Origin of the sequence: Bacillus sp. FSL M8-0350, from assembly GCF_038593345.1 — a bacterium.
Taxonomy (GTDB): Bacteria; Bacillota; Bacilli; order Bacillales; family Bacillaceae; genus Bacillus; species Bacillus safensis.
On the sequence record NZ_CP151985.1, the window covers coordinates 2,337,667 to 2,364,088 of the forward strand.

Sequence of the window (26,422 nt, forward strand, 5' to 3'; positions counted from 1 at the left end):
TTTTTCTTAACGAATCGACGATTATTGCAATTTGACAACAAGCTTTTTTCCATTTTGTCGAAAAATCTCTTTTTCCTTATTTTATAACATGATGGAAGAGAAAGAAAGGGTAGAAAAAAACTGCCGGAAAATTCGCGGCAGTTTGATGATCAGCTTGCTTTTTTGTTTTTTTGATAAAGGTCGATTCCTGCTTCTGACAGCATCCATTCAATGTGTACGCCGTACCCGCTAGTCGGATCATTGACGAATACGTGTGTGACAGCTCCAATGACTTTGCCATTTTGGATGATGGGGCTTCCGCTCATTCCTTGGACGATTCCGCCCGTTTTGCTTAAGAGCCGCTCATCTGTTACCTTTAATACCATTCCTTTAGTTGCTGGGAATTTCTGCGGTGTTGTGCTGACAATTTTAATATTAAACTTCTCCACTTTATCATGATCCACAACGGTTAAAATTTCTGCTGGGCCTTCTTTTACTTCATTAGATAAAGCGACTGGAAGTGGTTTATCTGCTACATGATTTTCAAGCTTTTCGGTTAACGTACCAAAGATACCAAAAGGGCTGTTGCGGGAGATATCTCCTATTGTTTTTCTTTCGGAAGAGAATCTCGCCAATTTTTCTCCAGGATTGCCTCCTGTGCCTTTTTCAATCGATGTCACGGTTGATCTAACAATTTCACCATTGTCGACAACAATTGGTTTTTTTGTATCCATGTCAGAAATCACATGCCCAAGGGCACCATATTTTTTAGATGAAGGTTCAAAAAAGGTCATCGTGCCGATTCCTGCTGCAGAATCACGAATGTAAAGACCAATTCGATAGATGCCTTCACTTGCATCTTTTGCGGGTGTTAATGTTGTTTGAAAGGTTTTATGATCTCTCTTTATGAGCAAACGAAGCGTTTCACCCGTTTTCCCTGCTTTCTGAATAAATGGGGTGAGGTCATTCATTTTCTCCATTTTTTGACCATTGATTTCAATGATCATATCCCCTGATTGAATGCCTGCGGCTTCACCTGGTGATTTTTTGCCGTCTGCTGTTGTGATTTGATGAAAACCTACAACGAGAACTCCTACAGAGTGGAGCTTGACGCCAATGGATTGTCCTCCAGGAATGACTTTTAATTCAGGGAGAACGTCAACTTTTGTTTTCTTAATAGGAAATCCTTTAAAATCATAAACAATTTCGGCTTTTCCCGCCTTTTGTCCTGTAATATCCAGCTGATTCTTTTTCTCTGAAAAGCTAAAGGCTGGTGAAGAAGCATTGGCTGACGCTTCAATCGATGTGTCAATTGAGTGCTTTTGTTTTTCAAATACAGCAACATTTGTTGGAATGCTGATGTACTCCTTCACTATGCTCATAAACCCTGTACTTATTAAAGAAACAAGGAGAATCACACCAATGGCTTTTCTCATCTTTTCGGGCATTCATTTTTCACTCTCCTCGCTCCTTACCCACACCAGAACACTCATGTTTTGGCTACATCTTTACTTTTGCCTTCTTCGAGAGGATTTATAACCGGCAGCTTTAGAAAATGATTGGATAAATTGATAAAAGAAAAAGACGATTTTATGGGTATATACGCCGGCTTTTACACAACATAAAAAAAGGCAGCTGATGATTCAGCTACCCTGTTGTTTTGACATCATTTGCTTGGTGCAATAGTTCTTTTGCGTGCTGTTTTGTCAGCTCAGTCACTTCCACACCGGCAATCATCCGGCCAATTTCACTCACTTTTTCTTCATGACTTAATGGTTTGACACTCGTCAGTGTTCTGCCCGCTTTCGAGCGTTTAGAAATGAAGAGATGCGTGTCAGCCATTGCGGCTACTTGAGGCAGGTGTGTAATACAGAGCACTTGTGATCCAGACGCAACTTTGTAAATTTTCTCAGCAATGGCTTGTGCCACTCTGCCGCTGACACCTGTATCAACTTCATCGAAAATAATGGATGTGACGTCTTGTTTAGCTGAGAAAATACTCTTCACAGCGAGCATGACACGTGAAATTTCTCCACCTGAGGCTACTTTCGATAAAGATTTCATCGGTTCGCCTGTATTTGTAGAAATGACAAATTGTGCTTGGTCGATTCCATTTTTCCCGAGCTGGACAGGTTTTCCGTCTAATAGCGGACAATCAGTGCTGCCAAATGGCGCATATCGAACAGAAAAAGCTGTGTCAAATGATGACTTCTCCATATACAAATCCTTGAGCTCTGTTTGAATTTGCTTTGCTAGCTTTTTGGCCCATTTTTTACGCAGCTCCGAAACGTTAAGTGCTTCCAGCAGAGCATCACGGCTCATCGCATCTAATTTATTTTTGAGCGTCTGCAGATGGCTGTCTCGATTTTGGATTTGATCTATTTCTTCTTCAATCTTCGCCGCATACTCCAAAATTTCCTCAACGGTTGTGCCGTATTTTCGTTTTAACTGCTTCATTTCATTCAGCCTGGACTCAATAAAATCAAGACGAGCCGGATCAAATTCTAATTGATCCAGCATGCTTCGCATTTGGAAAGTTGAATCCTCTAATAAGTAGTAGGAGTTCGACACTTGTTCAGATAACTTTTTCAAATCATCGTTGATTTCAGACACCTGCTCAAGCTCGCTTGAGGACATACCAACCCAATCTAGTCCTCCTTGCTCATTACGCAAAGCGTTGTACGCGTTTTGGAGTGAAGAATAGATTTTTTCGTAGTTGCTGATTTGATGTCGCTCTTCCTGAAGCCTCTCATCTTCCCCCAGCTCTAATTGTGCCGCCTCAATCTCCTCTAGCTGAAATTGCAGTAAATCTAAGCGGTGCACCATTTCCTGCTCATTCTCAGACAGCTGCCTGAGCTTTTGAGCCGTCTTCATATATTGATCATATGCTTCTTGATACTGCAAGAGAGCCGGTGCAATTTCTTCTGCTCCAAATTGATCGAGCAAATGCAGATGATTTTCATCTTCCATGAGCAGCTGGTTATCGTGCTGTCCATGTATATCAAGCAAAAGCCGTCCTACTTCCCGTAAAAGTGAGATGGTGACAAGCTTTCCATTAATCCGGCAAATGCTTTTCCCGCTGTTGTTAATATCACGGCGGAGGATCATCATTTCATCTGATGCGTCAATTCCCTGCTCTTCGCATAGAGCAAATACAGGATGATCGGCTGGTACAAGAAAAAGCCCTTCCAGCTCTGCTTTTTTTTCACCGTAGCGGACAAATTCAGAGGAACCTCTTCCTCCCACGAGAAGTGAGACAGCGTCAATCATGATGGATTTTCCGGCACCTGTTTCCCCCGTTAGAACCGTTAGTCCTTTTTCAAATGAAACCGTTAACTCTTCAATGATTGCAAAGTTTTTAATGGTTAGTTCTGCTAACACTCATTTGACACCTCTTTTAGTAAACCTGATTCTTTATAGAAGCTCTAAAATTTTGCTCGAAACTGTCTCTGTATCATCTGGGGTGCGGCAAATGATTAAAATGGTATCATCCCCGCAAATCGTTCCCATAATTTCTTCCCAATCTAAATTATCCATTAAAGCACCAATCGCCTGAGCATTACCCGGCATTGTTTTAAGAACAATTAAATGACTGGCAGCATCCATTTTAATAAATGCATCCATTAGGGACCGCTTCAGCTTTGACAGCGGATTAAACCGCTGATCCGCAGGAAGACTGTATTTATATGTTCCATTGTTCGTCGGAACTTTCACTAAATGTAATTCTTTAATATCTCTAGAAACGGTCGCTTGTGTGATGTTATATCCATCGGCTTTCAAAATATCGACCAATTCATCTTGTGTTTCGATTTCTTGGCTCGCAATGATTTCTCTAATTTTAATATGCCTTTGACCTTTATTCATATTTGACCCCCCTAGGCGTTTTATTCTCAGTTTGTCTTTACGTTCTATGTTATATGATGCACAGTTCAAAAAACAAGCATTACGTGAGATACGGCCAATTCTTGTCTTTTGACCATGTAAAAAGGAATAATAGCGAGCTATTATTCCTTTTGTTTCAATGATTTCATGTGTCAGCCGGCTCAGGGCTGTTTTTCTTTTCTTTCAATACAGAATGGGCTTCCTTCACGACCTTCTCAAGTTGTGAAGCAGGAAGTGCCGCATTTTCTTCTTGATCAGGATGAAGCACTAAATGAAGCAGAAATTCAATATTTCCATCTCCACCAGTGATAGGCGAAAATGATACATCCTTTACATCATAACCTTCTTTTGCAGCAAATTGATTCATCTCTTCTAGTACACCAAGGTGGACAGAGGGCTCACGCACGATGCCTTTTTTCCCAACAAGCTCTCTGCCTGCTTCAAATTGAGGCTTGACGAGCGCAATACAGTCACCACCCGGCACAAGAATATGCTTTAAAGCCGGCAGAATGAGTTTGAGTGAGATAAAAGATACATCAATCGATGCCACTTCTGGCAACCCTTCAGTAAAATCAGCTGGGACGGAATGGCGGAAATTGGTGCGCTCCATGACGATGACCCTGTCATCCTGCCTTAATTTCCACGCAAGCTGATTGTAGCCAACGTCTACAGCATATGATTTGACTGCTCCATTTTGAAGAGCACAATCTGTAAATCCGCCTGTGGATGAGCCAATATCAATCAGCAATTTCCCTTTAACTGTCAGGTCAAATTCTTTGAGCGCTTTTTCGAGCTTTAACCCGCCGCGGCTTACGTATTTGAGAGGATTCCCTTTCACTGTGAGCGGTGTATCACGAGCAATTTTCTCTCCTGGTTTATCCAAACGGTTTTCATTTGAGTAAACGATCCCTGCCATGATGGCACGCTTTGCTTTCTCTCTTGTTTCCATTAGTCCTTGTTCGACTAATAAAACGTCAAGTCGTTCTTTCTTTGATGTCATGATCCAATTCCTTTTCTTGGTGCTGCTGGAAGCAGGTCACGTAAAGTCTCAGCAACCTGTGCTTTCGTCAGTCCAATTTCTTCAAGCAGGGCATCAACACTTCCATGCTCAATAAATTCATCTGGGATACCCATACGTTCTACTTTGATATGTGATGCTTTCTTGTCGTGTAGAAATTCTAATACGCTGCTGCCAAACCCGCCTTGAAGCACAGCTTCTTCAATCGTTAAAATCGGAATCCCTTCAGAAAGAATGTCATGTAGCATCGCTTCATCAAGCGGCTTAATAAACCGAGCGTTGACGACACGAATTGATTTCCCTTCTTTTTGAAGCTCCTCAGCTGCTTGCAGCGCCATTTTAATCGTCGTTCCGAATGTTAAGATGACGGCATCCTTCCCTGGACGAAGAACCTCCCAGGACCCAATCGGAATGGTTTTCAGCTGTTCATCCATTTTCACGCCAAGACCATTTCCACGCGGGAAACGCATGGCAATAGGACCGTCATCATACTGAATGGCTGTATTGACCATGTGCTGGCCTTCATTTTCATCCTTCGGCATCATGAGCACCATATTCGGCATATGACGCATGAAGGCAATATCAAACACACCTTGATGCGTTTCTCCATCTGCACCGACAAGACCCGCACGATCAATTCCGATAAAAACATTGAGGTTTTGGCGGCAAATATCATGCAGCACTTGATCATAAGCTCTTTGCAGGAATGTTGAATAGATTGCTAAAAATGGCTTCATATCCTGCGTCGCAAGCCCAGCTGCCATTGTGGCTGCATGCTGCTCAGCAATTCCTACATCAAACATTCGCTCTGGAAATTCCTTTGCAAAGCCTTCAAGTTTTGAGCCAACAGGCATCGCAGGCGTGATGGCCACAATTCGCTCATCTTTTCGCGCAAGCTTTCTGACTGTTTCACTGACAAGACCACTCCATGACGGTGCAGCAGCTGCTGGTTTTACAAAATCACCTGTATCAATTTTGTATGGACCTGTGCCGTGCCAAGTCCCGATTTTATCGGATTCTGCCGGCTGATAGCCTTTTCCTTTTTTCGTGATGACATGCAGCAGGACAGGACCTTTTGTTTTCTTTGCATATTCAAGGTTTTCAAAAAGATCTTCATAAGAATGTCCATCAACAGGACCTAAGTAAGTGAATCCCATTTCCTCAAAGAACATGCCAGACACTAGTAAATACTTGAGGCTGTCTTTAATACGCTCTGCTGTGGCAGCAAGCTTTCCGCCTACAGCTGGGATCCGCTTGAATAAATATTCGAGCTCGTCCTTTACCCATTGGTACTTGCCTGCTGTGCGCAGTCTGCCAAGCATGGTGTGAATTGCACCGACGTTTGGTGCAATACTCATTTCATTATCGTTTAAGATAACGATCATGTCTTTCTTTTCATCACCGATATGATTCAGAGCTTCAAGCGCCATACCTCCGGTTAATGCACCATCTCCGATAATCGGCAGGATATATTCATCTGTCCCTTTAATATCCCGCGCCGCCGCCATACCCATCGCGCCAGATAATGACGTTGAGCTGTGGCCTGTTTCCCAAACATCATGCTCACTTTCATTTCGTTTAGGAAAACCGCAAAGTCCTTTATATTGACGAAGTGTATCAAACTCCGCCCCTCTTCCAGTTAACAGCTTGTGAACATAAGACTGATGTCCAACATCCCAAAGGAATTTGTCTTTCGGGCTGTCAAATACTTTATGAAGGGCAACCGTGAGTTCAACGACACCCAGGTTTGGACCGATATGCCCGCCAGAGTTAGCCAAGGACTCAATTAAAAACATGCGAATGTCAGCACTAAGCTCCTCTAATTCTGCATTTGACATTCCTTTTAGAAACGTTGGATTTTTTATTGATAAAAGATCCAATCAGGATCAACTCGCTTTCAACAAAATTTCTATCTACATATATAATGCCTTATTCCTATGAAAACCAAGCGGGAATAAGAGTTGTCTCATCATGATAAACTGTTTACAGTTTACCACAATTGCTCGAAGACCCTCAAATCTAGGCTGTTTTTAATGATCTCTTGAGGCGATCAGATCACATAACTCATGCAGCAATTGCTGCTCTAATTCAAGATTTGAGACAATTTCTTTTGCACGTGTGATGTGCTCGTGCAGCTTTTCTTTTGCTCCTGAAAGCGTTAATAAAGAAGGATATGTCGACTTTTCATTCGCTGTATCAGAGCCGACTCGTTTTCCTATTTTTTCTTCGCTTCCTTCGAGGTCTAAAATGTCATCACGGATTTGAAAAGCAATGCCAATATGATAGCTGAATTCTCTTAGTTTTTCGATATCGTCATCTGATGCTCCTGCCAGCATTGCACCTGCTGTGACGCTGAATGTGAGAAGCTTTCCTGTTTTCCGGGCATGAATGGATTCTAGTTCAGCAAGCGGGACTTGTTTTTGCTCTGCTTCCATGTCATCAAATTGACCGCCAACCATTCCTAGTGCACCTGCTGACCGCACAAGCTCATCTACGATTCTAAGCTTTTGGTCAGAAGTGACGCTGCTAGATAGCTGCGATGTAATGAGGCGAAAGCTTTCCGTTAAAAGTGCATCACCAGCGAGAACCGCTGTTGCTTCCCCGTATACTTTATGGTTAGTCGGCTTTCCTCTGCGAAGGTCATCATCGTCCATGCAAGGAAGGTCGTCATGTATCAAAGAATACGTATGAATCATTTCTACAGCACAGCCAACCGGTATGCCATCTTCTTCGTTTTTTCCGTAAGCATGTAATAAAGCAAGAACGAGAACAGGGCGAAGTCTTTTCCCTCCAGCTTCAAGAGAGTAAAGCATCGAAGATTTTAAGTCTTCTGGAATCTTCAATTCCTGAACATATGTAAATAAATACTCTTCAATGGCCTGTTTTCGTGTTGTTAAAAAATCCTGCAAATTACTTGTCACCAGCATCTGCCTCCTTCACCGAGAAAGGAGCCAGTTCACCGTCCTCTTTTAAAATGAAATCCATCTGCTTTTCAACGTGCTGTAATTTTTCATGACAAAGCTTTGAAAGTGTCATGCCTTCTTGAAAATAATGAATGGCTTGCTCAAGTGGTACATCTCCTTCTTCGAGCTTTCCAACGATCTCCTCAAGACCTTTCATCGCTTCTTCAAATGTCATTTGTTCTTCTTTTTGTTTATTTGATTCTGTCATGATGATTGCCCCTCCTTCTCAATAACCTCACAAATCAGCCGTCCATCTTTCATGGTGATAGCCAGCTGATCTTTCGTATCGACTTGGTTTACACTTTTAATCAGTTCATCGTCTTTATAAGCTAAACTATAGCCTCTTTCCATCACTTGAAGTGGATTTAATGCATTTAGTTTACCAAGAACAGATTGGAACTGCGAATGAATTGTTTTCATTTGCACATTCATGCTGCGGATGAGCTGTTCTGTTTCATTGGCGTGACGTTTTTTCGCCTGAAGCAGCTGCTCTTTTGGATGAAGCGGCTTCAGCCTGTATGTCTGGCGGTCTAGTTGACTGCGTTTTTGTTCAATTTGTCTCGTCAGCTGTTTTTGAAAACGGTCAAATACCAAATCGAATTGCTGCTCTTTTTGCTCCTGCAAACGTTTTGGAAAACGGAAGGCATATGAGGATTGCAGCGCCACAAGACGGTCTTTCGCTTGTGATGTTCGATTCTTCACGGCCCTTGTAAGCCGAATGTCGATGGATTTGATTCGTTCTATTAAATCGGCTGTGCTTGGAACAGCGAGCTCAGCTGCTCCTGTTGGTGTGGGTGCTCTCATGTCTGCAGTGAAATCACTGATCGTAAAGTCCGTTTCATGCCCAACTGCAGAAATGATTGGAATGTCTGATGCGAAGATCGCTCTTGCGACAGCTTCTTCATTAAAGGCCCAAAGTTCTTCGATCGAACCGCCTCCTCTTCCGACAATCAAGACATCACAGATCTGTTTTTCATTTGCTTCTTTGATCCGCTCTACAATTGAACGGATGGCATTTTCACCTTGGACAAGCGCCGGAAGCACAATGATTTTCGCCTGCTGATAACGCCGGTTAATCGTTGTGATGACATCTCGAACAGCCGCTCCAGTTGGGGATGTAATGACACCAACAACCTCTGGATATTCAGGAATTGTTTTTTTATAGCGCGCATCAAATAAGCCTTCACTTGCCAGCTTTTTCTTCAGCTCTTCATAAGCGAGATGAAGAGCACCAACACCATCAGGCTGCATTTCTTTTGCATATAATTGATAGTTGCCGCTTGGTTCATATACTTGAATCCCGCCGCGTACAAACACTTTCATTCCGCTTTTTGGTGAAAAAGGCAGCTTTGCTGCGGAACGCTGGAACATGACGGCTTGCATGCGTGCGTTTTCGTCTTTTAAGGTGAAGTACACATGACCTCTTGAATGAATCTTCACATTGGATAACTCACCTTTGATCCAAATATCTTCTAAATGCGGATCAACATCAAATTTTCTTTTTATGTATTTTGTAAGGGCTGTGACCGTCACAAAGGCTTTTTCACTCATGACGTATTCCTCCTCTTCAAAAACGCACATTCATCCACCGGCAGCATGCAGGTGGATGAATGGATAAAGCTTATGCTAATGTACGTTTTGCTGATTTAACCGTATTGTGTGCAAGCATCGTAATCGTCATTGGACCGACTCCGCCAGGGACTGGCGTGATATAAGAAGCTTTTTCTTTGGCTTCTTCAAAATCAACATCCCCAACAAGCTTCCCAGTATCCAAACGATTGACTCCTACATCGATGACAATTGCGCCTTCTTTGATTTGGTCAGCTTTAATAAAGTTTGCTCGACCGACGGCAACAACTAAAATGTCCGCTTTTAACGTATGTTCTGAAATATTTGCCGTTCTTGAATGGCAGTAAGTAACCGTTGCATTTTCGTTTAACAGCAATTGTCCCACTGGTTTCCCGACAATATTGCTGCGCCCTACAACAACCACTTCTTTTCCAGAAAGACTGACACCCGTTTTGTTCAGTAATTCAACAATGCCTGCTGGTGTACAAGGTAAGAATGTATCTTCTCCAAGCAGCATTTTCCCGATATTTAATGGATGGAAACCATCTACATCTTTCTCAGGTGAAATACGTTCAATGACGGCTTTTTCAGAAATATGTTTTGGCAGTGGAAGTTGAACAAGAATCCCGTGGAATTGATCGTTCGCATTGTACTGATCAATCAGCTGAAGCAATTCTTCTTCTGTTAAAGAAGCATCTAAATGATCAAGCTGAAAGTGCATGCCCATTGCTTCTGCTGCTTTTTTCTTCCCGCGTACGTAAGAAAGTGAGGCCGGATCATCACCGATTAGAATAACGGCAAGACCAGGTGTGACTCCTTTTTGTTTTAGCTCTTCTACTTCTTTTGCTAATTGTTCACGTTTTTCTTTTGCTGTTTCTTTCCCATCGATGATTGTTGCTGTCATGTCGAATCCTCCTATTGCTGCTTTAGGTCGTTTTTAATGTTCGAAAGTACACCATTTACAAATTTCGGTGCTTTATCATCGCCGAATAATTTGGCGAGTTCAATCGCTTCATTCATTGAGACACTAACTGGGATGTCTTCTTGATACACCATCTCGTACACAGACAGCCTTAAAATGGCTCTGTCTACGTTTGCAATACGGTCGAGTTTCCAATTCACTAGATGCTGTGAGATCATGTCATCAAGCTTGTCCTTTTGTTCAAGCACACCGAAAACCAGTTCCTCGAAAAAAGGATCTGATTCTTGTTCATCCAGCGCATGTGTAATGGCCTCTTTCGGATCAATATTGCTCACATCAATTTGAAATAATGTTTGTAGCGCCTTTTCTCTTGCAGTTCTTCTTTTCATTATTTACTCCTTTAACCACTTTATCCGCTTGTCGTTAAGCCATACAGAGATCATAACATATTTTGACCGTGGTCGCACCAAGATCCATGCGAGCTGTGACGAAAAACGAATCAATCAACGTGTGACGTTATCAATATTCGGAAATTACTCAAAAATGGGCTTTAAAAAACCAAAGAGGCAATGCCTCCTTGGTTTCACTTGAACCCTATTTTACATTTCTTGATCTACTTCAGCCTCAGGTGCTTTTGTTTCAAATTGAATGCCAACGACATGAATGTTAATTTCATTAATCGTTAAGGCAGTCATGTTCAAAAGGGTTTGACGGATATTTTCTTGTACAGCAGTGGATACCTTTGGAATGGATAGGCCAAATTCAACCACACAATACACATCGATTGTGATGCCTTCATCAGAGACATCTACTTTTACACCTTTACGGTGATTTTTCTTACCAAAGCGTTCTGCTACATCAGCAGCGAAATTGCCGCGCATTTCGGCAATGCCTTCGACTTCTGAAGCGGCGATCCCAGCAATGACTTCAATCACTTCTGGTGCAATTTGCACTTTTCCCAATTGATCTTCATCAAGGTTCATTTCAAGCAAATTGTTTTCTGACACGATCATTCACCTCCGAAAGCTGTGATTATTTCATGATTTGGTATGTTTCTAAAAACTTCGTATTAAAGTTACCGCTCACAAATGTTTCATGCTCGAGCAATCTAAGGTGGAATGGAATCGTTGTGTAGACTCCTTCAATGACGAATTCTTGAAGCGCCCGTTTCATTTTTGCAATCGCTTCTTCTCTTGTCTTACCATATGTGATCACTTTTGCAATCATGCTGTCATAATATGGCGGAATCACATAGCCCGGATAAGCGGCAGAATCAACTCGTACACCTAAACCGCCTGGCGGAAGATACATTTTAATTTCACCAGCTGAAGGCATGAAGTTTTTCTCTGGGTTCTCTGCATTGATGCGGCATTCGATCGCCCAGCCTTCATATACGACATCCTCTTGTGTAAGTGAAAGCTTCTCACCTGATGCAACCTTGATCTGTTCTTTGATCAAGTCTACACCTGTGACCATTTCTGTCACAGGATGCTCTACTTGAATACGAGTATTCATTTCCATGAAGTAGAACTTCTCTTCATTATAATCATAAATGAATTCGACTGTTCCAGCACCTGTATATTCAACAGCTTCTGCTGCTTTTACGGCTGCTTCACCCATTTGCTCACGGGTGTCTGCATTTAGTGCTGGTGATGGCGTTTCTTCAAGAAGCTTTTGCATTCTTCTTTGGATCGAGCAATCACGCTCTCCTAAATGAATCGTATTGCCATGCTGATCTGCAAGCACTTGAATTTCCACATGTCTAAAGTCTTCAATGAACTTTTCTAAATAGACACCAGGGTTCCCAAAGTTTTGCGCCGCTTCCTGCTGCGTGATGGTGACTCCGTTAATAAGCTCTTCTTCTGTACGAGCCACGCGGATTCCTTTACCGCCTCCGCCTGCAGTTGCTTTAATAATCACAGGATACCCAATACTAGCTGCTGTTGAAACAGCATCATCAAGATCTTTTACAATTCCTTGAGAACCAGGGACGATCGGAACGCCTGCATTCTTCATTGTTTCTCGCGCGACATCTTTCGTTCCCATTTTGGAAATCGCTGACGCAGTTGGTCCAACAAAGATCACATTACATTCCTCGCAAAGCTCTGCAAAGTCTGCATTTTCTGCTAAAAAGCCGTATCCTGGATGGATGGCATCTGTTCCTGTTAATTTTGCTACGCTGACAATATTTGTGACATTTAAATAACTATCTTTAGAAGCAGTCGGTCCGATGCAATATGCTTCATCAGCCATTTGTACATGCAGCGAATCACGATCCGCTTCAGAAAATACCGCAACAGTTTCAATTCCAAGCTCTTTACAAGCGCGGATAATTCTAACTGCGATTTCTCCTCTGTTTGCAATTAATAGCTTTTTAATCATGATCGTACTCCTTACTCTGCTTTCACTAGAAAGAGGGGTTGTCCGAATTCTACAAGCTGACCGTTTTCAGCTAATACTTCGACGATTTCACCTTTTACTTCTGCTTCGATTTCATTAAACAGTTTCATCGCTTCCACGATACATACAACAGTGTTTTCCTTCACCTTAGAACCTGTTGTCACGTATGGATCTGCTTCTGGTGAAGAGGAAGCATAAAATGTGCCAACCATTGGGGATGTGATTTTATGCAGATTTTCAGACGCAGCTGCCTCTTGTGCAGGGGCTTCGGTCTGAGCTGGAGCTTGTGCTGTAGGAGCTTGTTGAGCTGGAGCTGCTTGGACAGGAGCCACTGGTGCTTGTGCCGCAACTTGCTGAACGACTTCTTTATTTTTCTTCAGTTTGATTTTTGCACCTTCGTTTTCGTACGTAAACTCATCGATAGTAGAGTCGTCAATTAATTTAATCAGTTCATGAATTTCTTCGATTTTTAACATGGATTTGCACCCCTATGTATGAATTTATCTTTTTATTATAGGCTAGTACTAAAAGTACATACTATAACCATCTTACAGGAGGATTTCGATGAATTCAACTACTATTGTGGCAAAGCGCCTCGCGTAAGCACCTTGGAGAGGGCGTCAAGCCGCATCAAAAAACGCCCTTTTCCGCAAAGGGCGCCAGTTCTTTTTTATTGATTAGTGGGCTCGAAAGTGACAGCTACGTTATCAAGACCTCTCATTTCTTTTGTGACCATATCAATAATATCGGCCGCTTGAGATTTTGATTTTTTATCAGAACGAACCGTGATACTCACTTTATCTCCTTCAGCACTTACGAGCGCGTCTTTATAGCCTTTTGTTTTGATCAAGGTTTCAAGCTGACGCTCAGTTCCTTCTGCTTCACTGAGCGCTGTCATTTGATCGTATGCTTCACTTTTTTCTTGGGCTGTTGCATCGTCACTGGAGACAATTTCGTTGTATTCTTCGCGCTGCTTGCTTCGTTTATCTTCAAGCTCTAGTCTGTATGTTGTAAAAAGCTCATCGTCTGTTTGCTCTGACACAGCCTTTCCTTCTTCACCGCTTGTTTCGATATCCTCTTGTTTGCCGTTTGTTTCTTTGTCAGTGGATTTCTTATCAGCACCTTTTTCCGTTCCTTTATCCGTCCCTTTTTCTGTTTCAACCTTTTTCTCTTCAGTGCCTTTTGATTTCGTATCTTCTACTGTCACTGCATTTTCACCCTGTGGAGACATGATATAGTACACACTTAATACGACAACTAAACTTAGCATCGTTAATAGCCAAACCGTTTGTTTTTTTAACATCATTCCGAATCCTCCTTGATTTTTTTAGGGGCAACAGCCACTCTATGGCTCGGTACATCAAGCACTCGTGTAACCGCTTCAATGATGGTTTTCTTTATTTGAACGTTGTCTACTCCTTGAGCAACAACGAGGACACCTCGGATTTCTGGTTTTTTCGTTTGAACAACGACTGGTGTTTCTTCATTGCCATTTTTAATGATGACGACTTCTTCTTCTTTTGTTTGATCGGTGACACTTCGCACGCCGCCTTCTTTATCTGTTTCCTCGGTCGTTGTACTTTTATTGGATTTGTTTTTTTCAAACACTTTTAAAGACGTTGCATCTACATTGACCACGATTGATACATCCTCAACGCCGATAATGGTCTCTAAAATTTCTTTCAGCTGATTTTCGTATTCTCGCTCCACGTCCTCAATTGAATTCTTTGGTTTACCTGAGGACGCCGGTTTGAATACCTCCTGCTCTTCTGAGGATGTTTTTTTAGAAGCAGGAACCGCAGCTTGTTGTTTGCTTGATGGCGGTGACAAGATCTGACTGACTAACATGAAAGATACGCCGATAATGAATACAAGCAGCAAGTAATGGTGCTTCGTTAATTTGGGTTTCCCTTCACCTTTTTCAGGCGGCTGGAAGAATGATTTCAGCTTTTGTTTCCAGTCCTTGTTATTCATGATCTGCTGCGTCACCTCCCTCAATGTTCAGCGCGATGTGCTCAGGACTCGTATTCCAAACATCAGCAAGTGTCTCTTTCACCCTCGTGATCTCTTTGCTAGAAGATCCAGCGCTTTCCTCCTTTTGCTTGGAGAGATCAATGTCCACCTTTGCCACCGTTTCTACAGCATCACCTGTGAGCGGGGAAAGAACTGCTTTGATGCGAAATTGATCCGCCTCCATATTCTGATCCAGATGCTCCTCATCAGCCAGCACTTCTACGTGTTTCATTTCATAGCTCTCCTTCTCCAGTGGCTCCTTTGCGCTTTTTTCTAGTTGGACAGCCATTTGCTTTAAAATATATGCACGCTGAGAGGCTTGTATTTCTTTTTTTTCTAAATTCATCTGATTTTTTATTTCTTCTGACTGCGCTTCTTCCTTCCCTTTCATCAATTCTGAAAAAATTTGATCAGGATCCGCTCGAAATAAAGCAAAAATCGGATTGAGCATGACCACGATGAGCAGCAGGCTGACGACCATTTTTGCATACTTTTGCATGCTCGAATTGGGAAGCAGAAGATCAATAACAATCGCAAATAAGATAAAGAGAATAATACTTGTGATCCATTCCGTGAGAAAACTCAAAAGGTGTCCCCTCCTTACTTCATCATCATGGTCAGGTTACCCGCAGTGATGATGACGGTAATGCTTAAAAAGAACATGAGCGACACAACAGCAAGTGCGGCAAATATATACAGCACACTTTTTGAAATGACATCAAGACAGCTGATGATGGGTCCGCCTCCTAACGGCTGAAGGATGGCAGCAGCAAGCTTATAGATAAGGGCTAACGAAAGTACTTTAATCGCCGGGAAAGCGGCAATTGAAATCAAAATGGCAACCCCAACTAGTCCGACTGTATTTTTGAGTAAAACAGAGGCGCTGATCACGGTATCGGTCGCATCTGTAAACATTCTGCCTAGGACAGGGATGAAGTTTCCGGTAATGAATTTGGCTGTACGAAGAGCGATTCCATCCGTAACGGCCGCAGATGCACCCTGAACGGAAATGACGCCGAGAAAAACGGTTAAAAAAACGGCAAGCCCGCCAATTGCCACATTTCTTAACAGCTGGGCAAGCTGGGTGACCTTGTATTGTTCGGTCAGCGTACTGATAATGCTCAATATTGCAGATAAAAAGATGAGCGGGAGAACGACATACTGAATGAAAACACCGCTCGTGTTCATTAAAAATAAAATAACGGGATGAAAGAATCCGGCTGAGACAAGCCCGCCTGATGAAGCAATAAGCGCTAGTAAAAGAGGAATAAGAGCAAGAATAAAACTGGTCATCGTTTGAATGGCTTCTGTGGCATAAGAAATCGCCACATGAAAGCTGTTAAGTGCAATAATAATCAGCACCATATAAACAAGAGCATATGCGACTTTGCTGACGGTGCTTTGTTCAAAGGCATTTTGTAAAAGCTGCAAAAGCGAACAAAAGATGGTGAGTAAAATCAGAGTACCTAGGAGCTTTCCGTTTGCAATAACCTCGTGAAATAAGTAATGTACAAAGGCTTTCAGCCATGTTTGGGGAGACAGCTCTTTATCGCCGTCAATCATTTCCTTCACTGTGCCCTTTTGGCTCTCTGGCAAAAAGCCGCCATACTCGTCCAAAATGGTTTCCCAAAAGTCACTGATGGAATGAAGCTCAAGTGCATCAGCCTGTCCATTCGCCACTTCCTGTGCTGCTGGCTGTTCATTAGATAAAGATTCTTTTTCTTCTGCCCCTGCATGCGGAGCAATCAGCCAAAAGAAAAGCATCAATCCCATTACAGCGGTCACCTGTTTCATTGTCATCACCTCTTTTCATTTACGTCATGGACGGGATCATTCCTAAGATCGTCTCAATGATGACTGTTAAAATTGGGACTGCCATCACCAAGATGAGAATCTTGCCGCCTAGCTCTATTTTGGATGCAATGGCGCCTTGTCCAGCATCCTTTGTCAGCTGAGCGCCAAATTCCGCAATATAGGCAATGCCAATAATCTTCAATATGGTTTCAACATACTTCATATTGACGCCGGCACTTGCTGCAATTTTTTCAATCATCGAGATAATGGCATAGATTTGATCAATTAAATAAAGAAAAATGACACATCCGGTAAACACAACAAGCATAAAGGCGAAGGTTGGCTTTTGTTCTTTGACGATTAATGCTAAAAAAGTAGCGATTAAACCAAGGCCAACAATTTGTATGATTTCGATTTGTAAGCCCTCCCCTATCCTTGAAATAGAAATACGGCTTTAATCTTTTTAAACAAATCGTCTACAATGGTTGCCACCATAAACAAAATGTAGATAAACCCAAGCAGCGTCACCCACTGAGCGTACTCTTTCTTCCCCATTTGGTCTAAAATCGTATGGAGAAAGGCCACGACGATGCCTACTCCGGCAATTTGGAAAATGACGTTTACATCAACGCCCATGCTCTCGACTCCCTTCCTCTCACATCAATAAAAGAATCAGTAGTAATCCGCTTAAAAATCCGAGGCTTCTGACCATTTTTTCATTTTTCGCTTGGGCGATTTCAGCTTCTTTCTCCTCTGATTCCAAATGGCCTAAAGCAAGCTTGATATACTTTTGCTGAGAAGTGACATCATGCTGGCCAAGTGTTTCTCCAAAGTGCTTCAACGCCTCATATTCGCCTTTTTTCAATACGGTTTTTTTCCAAACATCCTCAAGACTTTCGTTCCATGCATGGCGTGCAGAAAAGGTCCCCACTTTCAGCTTTTCTGCAAATTGTTCGAACAGCTGATTCACAGGTGGACCTACCTGCGCTGCAATTTGCTCTGCCGCCCGTGCTAAAGGGGTTTGACCATACATAATTTCAGCTTCAAGAGACTGGAGAGCAAACCGCAGCTGCCGAATTTGTTTAGGTCTGTCGCTATATCGTTTGGCAAACTCGAATCCTCCCCAAGTCGTGGCCGCGACAATGAAAATAGCGCCAATGAGCTTTAACATACGTCCACTCCCCGCCTCCATTTCATCTCTTGGCCGTCCCCGCCGTACATCCGCCCGATCGTGCCAGGCCCATTGTTTCGATTTAATTCAACATATCGTTCAAACACACGAAGCTCCCATAACGGTTTAAATGAAGGTCGTTTATATACATCTTCAAGTGAATATCCATGAGCTGAGACGATGATGCTGACTCCGGCATGAATCGCTTCTAAAAGTGCCTCTACATCCTCACTTTTTCCGATTTCATCGACAATCATGACCTCTGGGCTCATAGACCGAATCATCATCATCAATCCTTCAGCCTTTGGGCACGCATCGAGTACATCAATCCGGTGGCCAAAATGGTGCTGCGGCACCCCTCTGATACATCCGGCGATTTCAGAACGCTCATCAATAATGCCTGTTTTTCTAGGAGGAATGGTTTTTGTGCCTGTACTAGCAAGACGTGCTATATCCCGGAGCAATGTGGTTTTTCCCGTTTGCGGGGGACCAATGATGAGTGTATTGTGCCAGTGCTCTTCATATAAATAAGGAAGAAAAGGAAGCGCAATCCCGATTTTTTCTTTGGCAATGCGAATATTAAATGAAGAGATATCTCTTAACCCTTTGACGAATCCGTTTTCAACGATCACCTTTCCTGCAAGTCCCACCCGATGTCCGCCAGATATGGTGATATAGCCCTGTTTTAGCTCTTCCTCAAGTGTGTACATGCTGTAATTGCTCAGCCTGCCTAATAGCTGAGACGCATCTTCCCAGGTGGTGTGATAAGAAAGGAAACGTGGTTTTCCTCCCTGCATTAATTCAATAGGACGATCCGTGCGAATGCGGATTTCTTCTATTTGCGCCCATTCTGCCTCTTTTAGCAGCCTGAGTTCTTGTCCAATCGAGTGCGGGAGAATATCCAACAAACTCCGCAACGAATTCCCCTCCTTTTTTTCTTCTCTAAAATGTATGATGTGAGCCGTTAATTATGCCAAGCTGTTTCACTTATAGATCCCAACAAGAATAAACACGACGCCAATGAAAATGAACACGAGCTTTGCATAGGATAGCTGCCCGGCAATTTGATAGATTCCAATCGTCATCGTGATAATAAAAATGAGCGGCCCGATGATTGCCAATATACTATTGATGACTACCGCTTTCCGTACATCATTTGTGATTAAAATAAGGATGGCTGCCGTCAGTTCAATGGCGGCGGATAAGAATCTCATGCCTGCCATTGCAGCGACTGACGGGTGTAGACCTGGGAGAAATTGTTTCATATAGAACCTCCAGCTTTTTTTACACTATATGCTTGACCAGCTGGAAGTAGTCTTGTTTTTCAGGAAGGAAGAGAGATGAATGAGAGAATTGAGAGAAGGCCTGCCTTGAGGAGTCATTTTTCCAATAAAAAAAGACTGTAAACACGAGGTTTACAGTCTTTTTTCGTTCATTACGCTCTTGAAACGTATGAGCCGTCTGATGTATTAATCACTAGTTTATCTCCTTGGTTCACAAAGAAAGGAACGTTGACGATTAAACCAGTTTCAGTTTTTGCAGGTTTTGAGCCGCCTGATGTTGTGTCACCTTTAATACCAGGCTCTGTTTCTACTACTTCTAGTTCTACTGTGTTTGGAAGTTCTACTCCAAGTGTTTCAGCACCGTACATCACGATTTGAACAGACATATTTTCAAGCAAATATTTCAGCTCATCTTTAATTTGTGCTTCACTTAGTTCAAGCTGTTCATAAGAACTTGTATCCATGAAGACGTGCTGATCGCCATTTGCATACAAGTATTGCATTGTTTTTGTTTCGATTTGTGCTTTCGCTACTTTTTCGCCTGCGCGGAATGTTTTTTCTTGAATGGCACCTGTACGCAGGTTACGCAGTTTCGAACGAACAAACGCTGCGCCTTTCCCTGGTTTTACGTGCTGAAAATCCACTACTCGCCAAATACCGCCGTCCACTTCAATTGTCAGGCCAGTACGAAAATCGTTTACTGAAATCATTTTGTCATCCTCCTACATTTCACCATCATAATATGATAAGTTCTTTCGGTGAGTGGGTCAATCGTTTATTGCCGTCAGCTGTCAGGACAATATCATCCTCAATTCTCACGCCGCCGACATCTGGCAAGTAAATCCCCGGCTCAACTGTGACGACCATTCCCTCTTCTAAGACGACCTCTGATCGTGAGGAAAGGCCTGGCGCTTCATGTACTTCCATACCTAGCCCGTGCCCGGTTGAATGCCCGAAGTATTGACCATAGCCATACTTTTCAATGATGTCTCGTGTGATGCGATCAGCTTCTTTTCCTGTTAAGCCTGGCTTGATTCTATCCACACCAGCGTTTTCTGCTTCTAATACGATATGATAAATTTCCTTTAGCTTGTCGCTTGGTGTTCCGACTGCAATCGTTCTTGTCATATCAGAACAATAGCCTTTATAGTAAGCACCGAAATCGAGTGTCACTAAATCACCAGATTCAATCACCTTTTCACTCGCTCTTCCGTGAGGCAGGCTTGATCGAACACCTGAGGCCACTATCATATCGAATGAAGATCCTTCAGCACCTTCTTTTCTCATGAAAAATTCAAGCTCGTTCATGACAGCAATTTCCGTCAGGCCCGGCTTGATGTAAGTGAGAATATGATCAAAGGCGTGATCTGCAATCTTCGCAGCTTCCTCTAATATCTTAATCTCTTCACTAGACTTAATCAAGCGCAACTTTTCAACTGATTCAGAGACTGGAACAAGCTCTATACCGCCTGCTTTGGCTGCGTACTGCTGGTACGTGGCAAATGTCATATGGTTTTGTTCGAACCCAAGGCGTTTCACTCCAAATTCCTTTGCCGTTTGAGCAGCCGTTTCCACAATGTTTCCTTTATGTTCAATGATGTCATAGCCTTTGACTTGGTCCTTCGCTTGCTCTGTATAGCGGAAGTCCGTGATAAAAGCTGCCCGGTCCTTTGAAACGACAGCAAGACCGGCTGATCCGGTAAAACTGGTCATATACTGTAAATTAAAACTGCTTGTAATGACAAGGCCATCGATCTCTAATTCACTTAAAAGTGTTCTTAGTTTTTCAAGTTTCATGATACTGCTCCCCCTTCACTGACTAAATAACGAATCGCCAATTTATACCCTTCTAAGCCAAGCCCAACGATTTGCCCTTGGCATACTGGAGCAAGTACAGAATGATGGCGGAATTCCTCTCTCTTATGAACATTTGTGATATGTACTTCAATGACTGATAAAGAAATACTTGCAATGGCATCTCTCAGCGCATAGCTGTAGTGGGTAAATGCACCCGGGTTAAACACGACACCATCGTATTGATCTTCTGCTTCATGGAGCGCATCAATCAAATCCCCTTCGTGATTTGATTGAAAGAACGTTAATTGGATGTTTGCTCGTTCTGCGAACTGGAACAAATCCGTCTCTAAATCTGTCAGCGTCTTACTTCCATAAACAGCAGGCTCTCTTTTGCCAAGCCTATTTAAATTGGGTCCATTCAGTACAAGAAAATGCGGCATATGACCACTCCTTCACCCTAATTCAATCTATATCGAGATCTGTTTCTTTTTCCTTAGAAACCTTTCGTTTCCAAAAATATTTTATCATATGAATAGGCGATTTACACTTTATTCTGTCTTTTTCCCGAGTGCCCTCGCAAGCTTTTGACTCGTCAATTCATTATATTCAAACGAAATGCTGTACCCGACAAACATGCCATATAAAATATATAGGCAAAATGTCGTGACAACGGTGCTTTGCTGCAACTCTTGTACTTGCTTTACATCTGGGAAAATGGGATTAAATACGTAAAAAACGAGCAGCCATAAAAGCCCGCCATATACTAAACCCATCCAAAAGCCTTTGATCCTTTTTAAAAGCCCAAAATAAATAAAGGCGGCTCCAATCGATAAAATTCCTAACAGCACAATACTGATAAAAGTACCAAGTCCTCCCTTTTTCCATTCTCCAAGCACAAATGGCTGAAGCAGCATATTGGGACTCACCTCTGAAAAATGAAACACATGGGTCAGAAACCCGATAAAGCCCCAAAAAACACCGCCGACAAAGCCTGTAGCAGCCGCTCTTGCCACAAGTGATGTCGTTTGCACGGACTGATTTTTTTCTTCTTGGTTTTTCTTTTCATCACGTTTCATTTGTGAACACCTCCAGCAAGTAGTATGTCCAAAATGTCATGAAAAAAAAGGATTTCCATGCGTGAGTGTAAAATTTTTAAAACAGGGTATACTGGCTAAAAAGAGGTAGATAGAATTCTAGTAGATAATCGACCTGTAAGCTAGTGATTTCCCCTCATTTCCTGTACAATAAAGGTATAAGGAAATGCATGTAAATTACAGGAAACAGGCAGGTTGATGAAATATGTCCAATCAAACAAAACCTCCAGCTTATGGAGGGCAGGCAGTTGTCGAAGGTGTCATGTTCGGAGGTAAGAAGAACTATGTGACAGCGATTCGGCGAAAGGACCAGTCCATTGAGTTTTTGAAGCTTCCCCGGACCTCCAATAAACGAACCGCCTTTCTCAAGAAAATCCCCTTTGTCAGGGGTGTTGCTGCACTTGTTGAAGCAAGCGCAAACGGCAGTAAGCACTTAAACTTCTCCAGTGAGCGGTATGACTTAGATCCTTCTGAAGATCTTACTCTTGAAAAAGAACAAAAAAGCTCGAAATTATCCATGATCTTCGGCATTGCTGTGATCGGAGTTCTCTCTCTACTCTTTAGTAAATTTGTCTTTACCCTGGTACCTGTCTTTTTAGCAGAGCTTGTGCGTCCCATCTTTTCAGGGAATTTCGCACAAATCGCAGTGGAAACATTCTTCAAATTGGTCCTTTTATTAGGCTATATTTACTTTATTTCCATGACCCCTTTAATTAAAAGAGTATTTCAATATCATGGGGCAGAACATAAAGTCATAAACTGCTATGAACAGAACCTTGACATCACAGTGGAAAATGTCCAAAAGCAATCTCGTCTGCATTATCGATGCGGCAGCAGCTTTATTTTATTCACTGTCATTGTCGGGATGTTCGTCTATTTACTCGTACCGACAGATCCTTTATGGGTGAGAGTTCTGAACCGCTTGGCACTTATTCCGGTTGTTCTGGGCATTTCATTTGAAGTGCTTCAATTCACGAACAAACTCCGAGAAGTGCCTGTGCTTAAAGCGCTTGGCTATCCTGGCCTTTGGCTGCAATTGCTCACAACAAAAGAACCTTCTGACGATCAAGTCGAGGTAGCCATTGCAAGTTTTAATGAACTTCTTCGTTTAGAGGAAGTATCTCTGAAACAAGCGTCAGATTCTGCTCATCAAGTGATCTAACTTATAAATCCGGTAAATTCCTTCGGAGGTGGACAGTTATGAATCGCCGAGTACATCCTGCTTTTACCATTATTTTCGCTTTAGGTGTTTTGGGATTTGTGTACTTACTCACAACGAACCCAGGCAGACTTTTTACCATGCTGCTGTCTGTTGTGATCATTGGAGCGGTTTTGTTTTTCCTATTTAGATGGCTGATGAATCGAAGAACTGGAACAGAGGGCAATCTTTATCGTAAAGCAGTCAAACAATCAAAACGTCGCTACCAGCAGCCTAAACCAAAAACGAAAAGCCAGATGAAAAATCGGGTCACTCATTTGCGAAGCGTGCCGACTGACCACAAGTCTAAGCCCGTCCTTCTCAAAAAGAAAAGCCAAACACATTTGACTGTGATTGAAGGCAAGAAAAACAAAAAGAAGAATCGCGCCTTATTTTAAAATGTCCAGCTTTTTAAAAATTGCTCGGCCTTCTGTCTGCCTAGATCGACGAGCGCCTTTTTCTTTTCTGTCATGAGTTGAAAATCAGTGGCAATGACGTGTTCTACAGGAATAAAAATAATATGACGTTCGTGTTTTGTGGCGATATGTCTTTCGTCATGAGCACCACGCATCGTTTCAAAAAGAGCGCCAAACAGTTCAAACGCATTGCGGATGGAGTGTTGAGGGCGTTCTTTTTCGTTTGGCGTTAATGTGACACCGACGAACGGTCTTTTTTTCTCTTCAGCAAACAGCCAAATTGGAAAATTGCTCAGCACTCCTCCATCTACAATGGTACAAACGCCTTTTGATGACTTCAGTTTGACAGGTTCGAAAAAATACGGCAGGCTGCAGCTCATTCGAATGGCCCTCGCCACGGAAAACCGTTCTGGATTTAATCCATATGAAGGAAGGTCGTCTGGCAGAACAAGGATTTTTCCATTCGTTAAATCGGACGCAACGATTTTCAGCGAATCTTTTTTGAGGTCTCCAAACACGGTGACCCCTTTTCGTTTTAGCACATCAGTCAGCCATTTTTCCAGCCGGTCTCCTTTATAAAGACCGAGACGCCAGTAAATGGATACCCACCTGAGCATTTTAAAGGGGATGAATTGACATCTCCTATCAAGCAATTGATGCTCATCCATTTCATCTAAAAGCGTGCGAATTTCCTGGCTTGTAAAACCTGCTGCGATGAGTGAAGCAATGATTGCTCCAGCACTTGTACCAGCAAGACGGACAAATTGAAATCCTCTCGCTTCAAGCGCTTCATAGGCACCTGCAAGCGCTGCCCCCTTAATGCCTCCACCTGAGAACACACCATCTATCTTCATCAAGGAGCCCCCTTTGATTTCACGCTAATAATAGTGTAGGAGCTTTTGCTTTCAATTAGAACTTTAATCAAAAAGGACACCCATGCTGAGGGTGTCCTTTTTGATTAAGATTCTTGATTTGTTTGTTCGTTTTTCTTTTGAATCGCTTTCAGCTGAACAGATCGCTCATCGTTTTCTTCAAAAAATTGAACGAGATCGCCGATGCGGTCAATACTGTTCCAGCTGAGATGATGTTCAATGCCTTCTACATCATCATAAATTTTCTCTTCATCTACACCAATGATTCTTAAAAATTGCTCTAGCAGTTCATGTCTGTATACGAGACGTTTTCCAATTTTTTTGCCTTTCGGGGTTAAAATTAGACCACGATACTTCTCATAAATGAGGTATTCATCTTTATCTAGCTTCTGAACCATTTTTGTTACAGAGGAGGGATGGACAGCGAGTGCTTCTGCAATATCAGAGACTCTGGCATATCCTTTATCTTCTATCAGCATATAAATTTGTTCAATGTAATCTTCCATACTAGGTGTAGTCATAAAACCCCTCCATAATGCACCTTTACTTAATAATCAACCCAATTCTACACCATCGTTCATTAAAAAACAAGGAGTGTCCTTCGGCTTAACGCTTGTAATTCCAATCATCTGAGGCATATTTCGTTTTTGCGAGATGATGGACAAACGCTAATTCTTCATCTGTCAGCTCATAAGGTTCAAGCTCAATATTTAATCCTTTTTCAAACCCTCTTTTAAACGCAGCACGCGCATCATCTATTGTACATGTTCGGTCTGAGATTTCATTGATGGCAACCGCTTTGTTTTTAAAGCTTCGCTGCATCCGCTCTCTCACCCGGTCGTTTGGATAAAGGAACAAATCGAACAATTTGTCCTCATCAAGGTCAATTAAAATAGATCCATGCTGGAGAATGACACCTTTTTGTCTCGTCTGAGCACTGCCCGCTACCTTTCTTCCTTCTACAACAAGCTCGTACCAAGAAGGGGCATCAAAGCATACAGATGATCTTGGGTTCTTTAAGCTTTCCTTTTCTTTATCTGTACGAGGAATGGCAAAATACGCATCGAGTCCCAGCTCTTTAAAGCCCTCTAAAATGCCTTCTGAAATAACGCGGTACGCCTCTGTCACCGTCGCTGGCATTTCTGGATGTTCCTCTGACACAATCACGCTGTAGGTCAGCTCCTGGTCATGAAGTACTCCCCGTCCTCCGGTTGGTCTGCGGACAAATCCAAGACCATATCGCTTGACGGCTTCTAGGTTGATTTCTTTTTCAACGTTCTGAAAATACCCAACAGATAATGTCGCCGGATTCCATCCATAAAAGCGGATAACAGGCGGAATGAGCTTCTCGCTATGCCAATAAAGCAAGGCTTCGTCCATTGCCATGTTAAAGGCAGGGTCTTGGTTTCCTGAATCAATGAAACACCATTTCTCTTTTTGCATATAAAATCCCTTCTCTTTTACGTAGTCAATGTTAGATGATGGTGGTGACCACCGGTTTTCTCTCTTCATCAGTCTATCAAATAGGGACGGAATTGAAAATAATTCTTACCATTTATGATGACAAGTTTCTTATGCTTTACTATAATAGTATTTGTCTAAAACGTACCATCAGACAGGCTACTGTGCTGATGCTCAAGAAGGAGTCGAGTTGTATTGTCAATATTCAACTATATCGTCCTCGCACTTTGTGGACTTTTCGTTCTTTATTCCATCGGCAGCTACATTTATCAGCAGCGCATTATGAAAACGCTGACGGAAGAAGAATTTATTAAAGGTTACCGCAAAGCCCAGCTCATTGATGTGAGAGAGCCAAATGAGTTTGAAGGCGGACATATTTTAGGGGCAAGAAATATCCCCCTTTCCCAACTAAAGCAGCGCAAAAATGAAATACGTCCTGACAAGCCTGTTTATCTCTATTGTCAAAATAATTTTAGAAGCGGAAAAGCAGCCCAAACTTTACGTAAAAACGGCTGCCGTGAGATTTATAATTTAAAAGGCGGCTTTAAAAAATGGGGCGGCCGCATTAAAACGAAGAACTAACTAAAAAG

Annotated in this window: 32 protein-coding genes; 3 read left to right on the top strand and 29 right to left on the bottom strand. The window is 42.4% G+C overall.

The features are described from left to right. Positions 1-149: 149 nt before the first annotated feature. From spoIVB to NSS80_RS12295, 26 genes are all read right to left on the bottom strand, one after another. Positions 150-1,427, bottom strand: a complete 1,278-nt coding sequence (spoIVB, locus tag NSS80_RS12170) for a SpoIVB peptidase (protein WP_046311727.1) — start codon at positions 1,425-1,427, stop codon at positions 150-152. A 199-nt stretch (positions 1,428-1,626) separates the two neighbouring features. Further along, entirely contained in the window at positions 1,627-3,360 is a 1,734-nt protein-coding gene (gene recN, locus NSS80_RS12175) for a DNA repair protein RecN (RefSeq protein WP_041117941.1), read from the bottom strand. A 33-nt stretch (positions 3,361-3,393) separates the two neighbouring features. Beyond that, positions 3,394-3,843: a transcriptional regulator ArgR gene (gene argR / locus NSS80_RS12180; RefSeq protein ID WP_024422938.1), complete on the bottom strand. Its 450-nt coding sequence runs from the start codon at positions 3,841-3,843 to the stop codon at positions 3,394-3,396. A 163-nt stretch (positions 3,844-4,006) separates the two neighbouring features. Beyond that, entirely contained in the window at positions 4,007-4,861 is an 855-nt protein-coding gene (locus NSS80_RS12185; protein ID WP_041117943.1) for a TlyA family RNA methyltransferase, read from the bottom strand. Next, a complete protein-coding gene (gene dxs, locus NSS80_RS12190; RefSeq protein WP_342498320.1) occupies positions 4,858-6,759 on the bottom strand; it encodes a 1-deoxy-D-xylulose-5-phosphate synthase in 1,902 nt (633 codons plus the stop codon). Before dxs ends, NSS80_RS12185 begins: the two co-directional genes overlap by 4 nt. A gap of 150 nt (positions 6,760-6,909) precedes the next feature. Continuing rightward, the gene (locus NSS80_RS12195; protein WP_342498321.1) at positions 6,910-7,800 is read right to left on the bottom strand and encodes a polyprenyl synthetase family protein; all 891 of its coding nucleotides are present in this window, start codon (positions 7,798-7,800) and stop codon (positions 6,910-6,912) included. Then, complete coding sequence (locus tag NSS80_RS12200) at positions 7,790-8,050, bottom strand: exodeoxyribonuclease VII small subunit (protein ID WP_003215880.1); 261 nt, start codon at positions 8,048-8,050, stop codon at positions 7,790-7,792. The genes NSS80_RS12195 and NSS80_RS12200 overlap by 11 nt, the downstream gene beginning before the upstream one ends. Then, positions 8,047-9,393: an exodeoxyribonuclease VII large subunit gene (xseA, locus tag NSS80_RS12205; RefSeq protein WP_061109342.1), complete on the bottom strand. Its 1,347-nt coding sequence runs from the start codon at positions 9,391-9,393 to the stop codon at positions 8,047-8,049. The genes NSS80_RS12200 and xseA overlap by 4 nt, the downstream gene beginning before the upstream one ends. Before the next feature lie 70 nt (positions 9,394-9,463). Next, on the bottom strand, positions 9,464-10,315 hold the full coding sequence (folD, locus tag NSS80_RS12210) for a bifunctional methylenetetrahydrofolate dehydrogenase/methenyltetrahydrofolate cyclohydrolase FolD (protein WP_024422943.1): 852 nt from the start codon (positions 10,313-10,315) through the stop codon (positions 9,464-9,466). Positions 10,316-10,326: 11 nt separating this feature from the next. Continuing rightward, positions 10,327-10,722: a transcription antitermination factor NusB gene (nusB, locus tag NSS80_RS12215; protein WP_012010530.1), complete on the bottom strand. Its 396-nt coding sequence runs from the start codon at positions 10,720-10,722 to the stop codon at positions 10,327-10,329. Positions 10,723-10,932: 210 nt separating this feature from the next. After that, positions 10,933-11,340: an Asp23/Gls24 family envelope stress response protein gene (locus tag NSS80_RS12220; RefSeq protein WP_024422944.1), complete on the bottom strand. Its 408-nt coding sequence runs from the start codon at positions 11,338-11,340 to the stop codon at positions 10,933-10,935. 25 nt (positions 11,341-11,365) lie between these two features. Beyond that, positions 11,366-12,715, bottom strand: a complete 1,350-nt coding sequence (accC, locus tag NSS80_RS12225; protein WP_317221942.1) for an acetyl-CoA carboxylase biotin carboxylase subunit — start codon at positions 12,713-12,715, stop codon at positions 11,366-11,368. 11 nt (positions 12,716-12,726) lie between these two features. Further along, the gene (gene accB / locus NSS80_RS12230; RefSeq protein WP_034280261.1) at positions 12,727-13,209 is read right to left on the bottom strand and encodes an acetyl-CoA carboxylase biotin carboxyl carrier protein; all 483 of its coding nucleotides are present in this window, start codon (positions 13,207-13,209) and stop codon (positions 12,727-12,729) included. A 194-nt stretch (positions 13,210-13,403) separates the two neighbouring features. Continuing rightward, entirely contained in the window at positions 13,404-14,036 is a 633-nt protein-coding gene (locus tag NSS80_RS12235; RefSeq protein WP_034280770.1) for a SpoIIIAH-like family protein, read from the bottom strand. Continuing rightward, complete coding sequence (gene spoIIIAG, locus NSS80_RS12240) at positions 14,036-14,707, bottom strand: stage III sporulation protein AG (protein ID WP_034280258.1); 672 nt, start codon at positions 14,705-14,707, stop codon at positions 14,036-14,038. The genes NSS80_RS12235 and spoIIIAG overlap by 1 nt, the downstream gene beginning before the upstream one ends. Further along, positions 14,700-15,332, bottom strand: coding sequence for a stage III sporulation protein AF (gene spoIIIAF / locus NSS80_RS12245; RefSeq protein ID WP_034280256.1), 633 nt, complete (start codon positions 15,330-15,332; stop codon positions 14,700-14,702). The genes spoIIIAG and spoIIIAF overlap by 8 nt, the downstream gene beginning before the upstream one ends. 14 nt (positions 15,333-15,346) lie before the next feature. Beyond that, on the bottom strand, positions 15,347-16,540 hold the full coding sequence (gene spoIIIAE / locus NSS80_RS12250; RefSeq protein WP_041117953.1) for a stage III sporulation protein AE: 1,194 nt from the start codon (positions 16,538-16,540) through the stop codon (positions 15,347-15,349). A gap of 19 nt (positions 16,541-16,559) precedes the next feature. Then, on the bottom strand, positions 16,560-16,973 hold the full coding sequence (spoIIIAD, locus tag NSS80_RS12255) for a stage III sporulation protein AD (RefSeq protein ID WP_087978339.1): 414 nt from the start codon (positions 16,971-16,973) through the stop codon (positions 16,560-16,562). Next, positions 16,970-17,176: a stage III sporulation protein AC gene (spoIIIAC, locus tag NSS80_RS12260; RefSeq protein ID WP_003153142.1), complete on the bottom strand. Its 207-nt coding sequence runs from the start codon at positions 17,174-17,176 to the stop codon at positions 16,970-16,972. Before spoIIIAC ends, spoIIIAD begins: the two co-directional genes overlap by 4 nt. 19 nt (positions 17,177-17,195) lie before the next feature. Further along, entirely contained in the window at positions 17,196-17,711 is a 516-nt protein-coding gene (gene spoIIIAB / locus NSS80_RS12265; protein ID WP_024428003.1) for a stage III sporulation protein SpoIIIAB, read from the bottom strand. Continuing rightward, positions 17,705-18,628 carry a stage III sporulation protein AA gene (gene spoIIIAA, locus NSS80_RS12270; RefSeq protein ID WP_034280251.1) on the bottom strand — a complete coding sequence of 308 codons (924 nt, stop codon included), beginning with the start codon at positions 18,626-18,628 and terminating at the stop codon, positions 17,705-17,707. Before spoIIIAA ends, spoIIIAB begins: the two co-directional genes overlap by 7 nt. A 66-nt stretch (positions 18,629-18,694) precedes the next feature. After that, complete coding sequence (locus NSS80_RS12275) at positions 18,695-18,976, bottom strand: YqhV family protein (RefSeq protein ID WP_024422953.1); 282 nt, start codon at positions 18,974-18,976, stop codon at positions 18,695-18,697. A 170-nt stretch (positions 18,977-19,146) separates the two neighbouring features. After that, complete coding sequence (gene efp / locus NSS80_RS12280; RefSeq protein ID WP_024422954.1) at positions 19,147-19,704, bottom strand: elongation factor P; 558 nt, start codon at positions 19,702-19,704, stop codon at positions 19,147-19,149. 25 nt (positions 19,705-19,729) lie between these two features. Beyond that, positions 19,730-20,791, bottom strand: a complete 1,062-nt coding sequence (locus NSS80_RS12285; protein WP_041117955.1) for a Xaa-Pro peptidase family protein — start codon at positions 20,789-20,791, stop codon at positions 19,730-19,732. Then, positions 20,788-21,231 carry a type II 3-dehydroquinate dehydratase gene (aroQ, locus tag NSS80_RS12290; RefSeq protein ID WP_024422956.1) on the bottom strand — a complete coding sequence of 148 codons (444 nt, stop codon included), beginning with the start codon at positions 21,229-21,231 and terminating at the stop codon, positions 20,788-20,790. Before aroQ ends, NSS80_RS12285 begins: the two co-directional genes overlap by 4 nt. A gap of 108 nt (positions 21,232-21,339) precedes the next feature. Further along, entirely contained in the window at positions 21,340-21,867 is a 528-nt protein-coding gene (locus tag NSS80_RS12295) for a YqhR family membrane protein (protein WP_248350790.1), read from the bottom strand. A gap of 223 nt (positions 21,868-22,090) precedes the next feature. Here NSS80_RS12295 and NSS80_RS12300 point away from each other — a divergent pair, with 223 nt between their 5' ends. Together NSS80_RS12300 and NSS80_RS12305 are read left to right on the top strand one after the other, a co-directional pair. Next, positions 22,091-23,047, top strand: coding sequence for a DUF1385 domain-containing protein (locus NSS80_RS12300; protein ID WP_317221941.1), 957 nt, complete (start codon positions 22,091-22,093; stop codon positions 23,045-23,047). A gap of 38 nt (positions 23,048-23,085) precedes the next feature. After that, positions 23,086-23,481, top strand: coding sequence for an SA1362 family protein (locus NSS80_RS12305; RefSeq protein WP_024422959.1), 396 nt, complete (start codon positions 23,086-23,088; stop codon positions 23,479-23,481). Here the strand turns inward: NSS80_RS12305 and NSS80_RS12310 are convergent. The 3 genes from NSS80_RS12310 to NSS80_RS12320 all read right to left on the bottom strand — a co-directional run bounded on the left by NSS80_RS12310 (position 23,478) and on the right by NSS80_RS12320 (position 25,814). Continuing rightward, positions 23,478-24,353 (bottom strand): patatin-like phospholipase family protein, encoded by an 876-nt coding sequence (locus NSS80_RS12310; protein WP_144496217.1) that lies wholly within the window; start codon positions 24,351-24,353, stop codon positions 23,478-23,480. The genes NSS80_RS12305 and NSS80_RS12310 overlap by 4 nt on opposite strands. 104 nt (positions 24,354-24,457) lie before the next feature. Next, positions 24,458-24,892: a transcriptional regulator MntR gene (gene mntR / locus NSS80_RS12315; protein ID WP_024422961.1), complete on the bottom strand. Its 435-nt coding sequence runs from the start codon at positions 24,890-24,892 to the stop codon at positions 24,458-24,460. An 85-nt stretch (positions 24,893-24,977) separates the two neighbouring features. Further along, complete coding sequence (locus NSS80_RS12320) at positions 24,978-25,814, bottom strand: biotin/lipoate A/B protein ligase family protein (protein ID WP_024422962.1); 837 nt, start codon at positions 25,812-25,814, stop codon at positions 24,978-24,980. A gap of 219 nt (positions 25,815-26,033) precedes the next feature. On the opposite strand from NSS80_RS12320, the gene NSS80_RS12325 reads away from it, so the two are divergent. Beyond that, complete coding sequence (locus NSS80_RS12325) at positions 26,034-26,414, top strand: rhodanese-like domain-containing protein (protein ID WP_087978357.1); 381 nt, start codon at positions 26,034-26,036, stop codon at positions 26,412-26,414. Positions 26,415-26,422: the final 8 nt, after the last annotated feature.

Excerpts from the sequence above, each read along its gene's own strand:
- spoIIIAG (WP_034280258.1), bottom strand. The coding sequence starts at position 14,707 with ATGAATAACAAGGACTGGAAACAAAAGCTGAAATCATTCTTCCAGCCG.
- NSS80_RS12235 (WP_034280770.1), bottom strand. The coding sequence starts at position 14,036 with ATGTTAAAAAAACAAACGGTTTGGCTATTAACGATGCTAAGTTTAGTT.
- NSS80_RS12200 (WP_003215880.1), bottom strand. The coding sequence starts at position 8,050 with ATGACAGAATCAAATAAACAAAAAGAAGAACAAATGACATTTGAAGAA.
- NSS80_RS12185 (WP_041117943.1), bottom strand. The coding sequence starts at position 4,861 with ATGACATCAAAGAAAGAACGACTTGACGTTTTATTAGTCGAACAAGGA.
- NSS80_RS12300 (WP_317221941.1), top strand. The coding sequence starts at position 22,091 with ATGTCCAATCAAACAAAACCTCCAGCTTATGGAGGGCAGGCAGTTGTC.
- NSS80_RS12285 (WP_041117955.1), bottom strand. The coding sequence starts at position 20,791 with ATGAAACTTGAAAAACTAAGAACACTTTTAAGTGAATTAGAGATCGAT.
- NSS80_RS12305 (WP_024422959.1), top strand. The coding sequence starts at position 23,086 with ATGAATCGCCGAGTACATCCTGCTTTTACCATTATTTTCGCTTTAGGT.
- accB (WP_034280261.1), bottom strand. The coding sequence starts at position 13,209 with ATGTTAAAAATCGAAGAAATTCATGAACTGATTAAATTAATTGACGAC.
- xseA (WP_061109342.1), bottom strand. The coding sequence starts at position 9,393 with ATGAGTGAAAAAGCCTTTGTGACGGTCACAGCCCTTACAAAATACATA.
- NSS80_RS12275 (WP_024422953.1), bottom strand. The coding sequence starts at position 18,976 with ATGAAACAATTTCTCCCAGGTCTACACCCGTCAGTCGCTGCAATGGCA.
- NSS80_RS12295 (WP_248350790.1), bottom strand. The coding sequence starts at position 21,867 with ATGAAACGTGATGAAAAGAAAAACCAAGAAGAAAAAAATCAGTCCGTG.
- accC (WP_317221942.1), bottom strand. The coding sequence starts at position 12,715 with ATGATTAAAAAGCTATTAATTGCAAACAGAGGAGAAATCGCAGTTAGA.
- nusB (WP_012010530.1), bottom strand. The coding sequence starts at position 10,722 with ATGAAAAGAAGAACTGCAAGAGAAAAGGCGCTACAAACATTATTTCAA.
- spoIIIAB (WP_024428003.1), bottom strand. The coding sequence starts at position 17,711 with ATGTTAAAGCTCATTGGCGCTATTTTCATTGTCGCGGCCACGACTTGG.
- mntR (WP_024422961.1), bottom strand. The coding sequence starts at position 24,892 with ATGACTACACCTAGTATGGAAGATTACATTGAACAAATTTATATGCTG.
- spoIIIAE (WP_041117953.1), bottom strand. The coding sequence starts at position 16,540 with ATGAAACAGGTGACCGCTGTAATGGGATTGATGCTTTTCTTTTGGCTG.
- spoIIIAC (WP_003153142.1), bottom strand. The coding sequence starts at position 17,176 with ATGGGCGTTGATGTAAACGTCATTTTCCAAATTGCCGGAGTAGGCATC.
- NSS80_RS12310 (WP_144496217.1), bottom strand. The coding sequence starts at position 24,353 with ATGAAGATAGATGGTGTGTTCTCAGGTGGAGGCATTAAGGGGGCAGCG.
- folD (WP_024422943.1), bottom strand. The coding sequence starts at position 10,315 with ATGACAGCAACAATCATCGATGGGAAAGAAACAGCAAAAGAAAAACGT.
- spoIVB (WP_046311727.1), bottom strand. The coding sequence starts at position 1,427 with ATGCCCGAAAAGATGAGAAAAGCCATTGGTGTGATTCTCCTTGTTTCT.
- argR (WP_024422938.1), bottom strand. The coding sequence starts at position 3,843 with ATGAATAAAGGTCAAAGGCATATTAAAATTAGAGAAATCATTGCGAGC.
- aroQ (WP_024422956.1), bottom strand. The coding sequence starts at position 21,231 with ATGCCGCATTTTCTTGTACTGAATGGACCCAATTTAAATAGGCTTGGC.
- efp (WP_024422954.1), bottom strand. The coding sequence starts at position 19,704 with ATGATTTCAGTAAACGATTTTCGTACTGGCCTGACAATTGAAGTGGAC.
- NSS80_RS12320 (WP_024422962.1), bottom strand. The coding sequence starts at position 25,814 with ATGCAAAAAGAGAAATGGTGTTTCATTGATTCAGGAAACCAAGACCCT.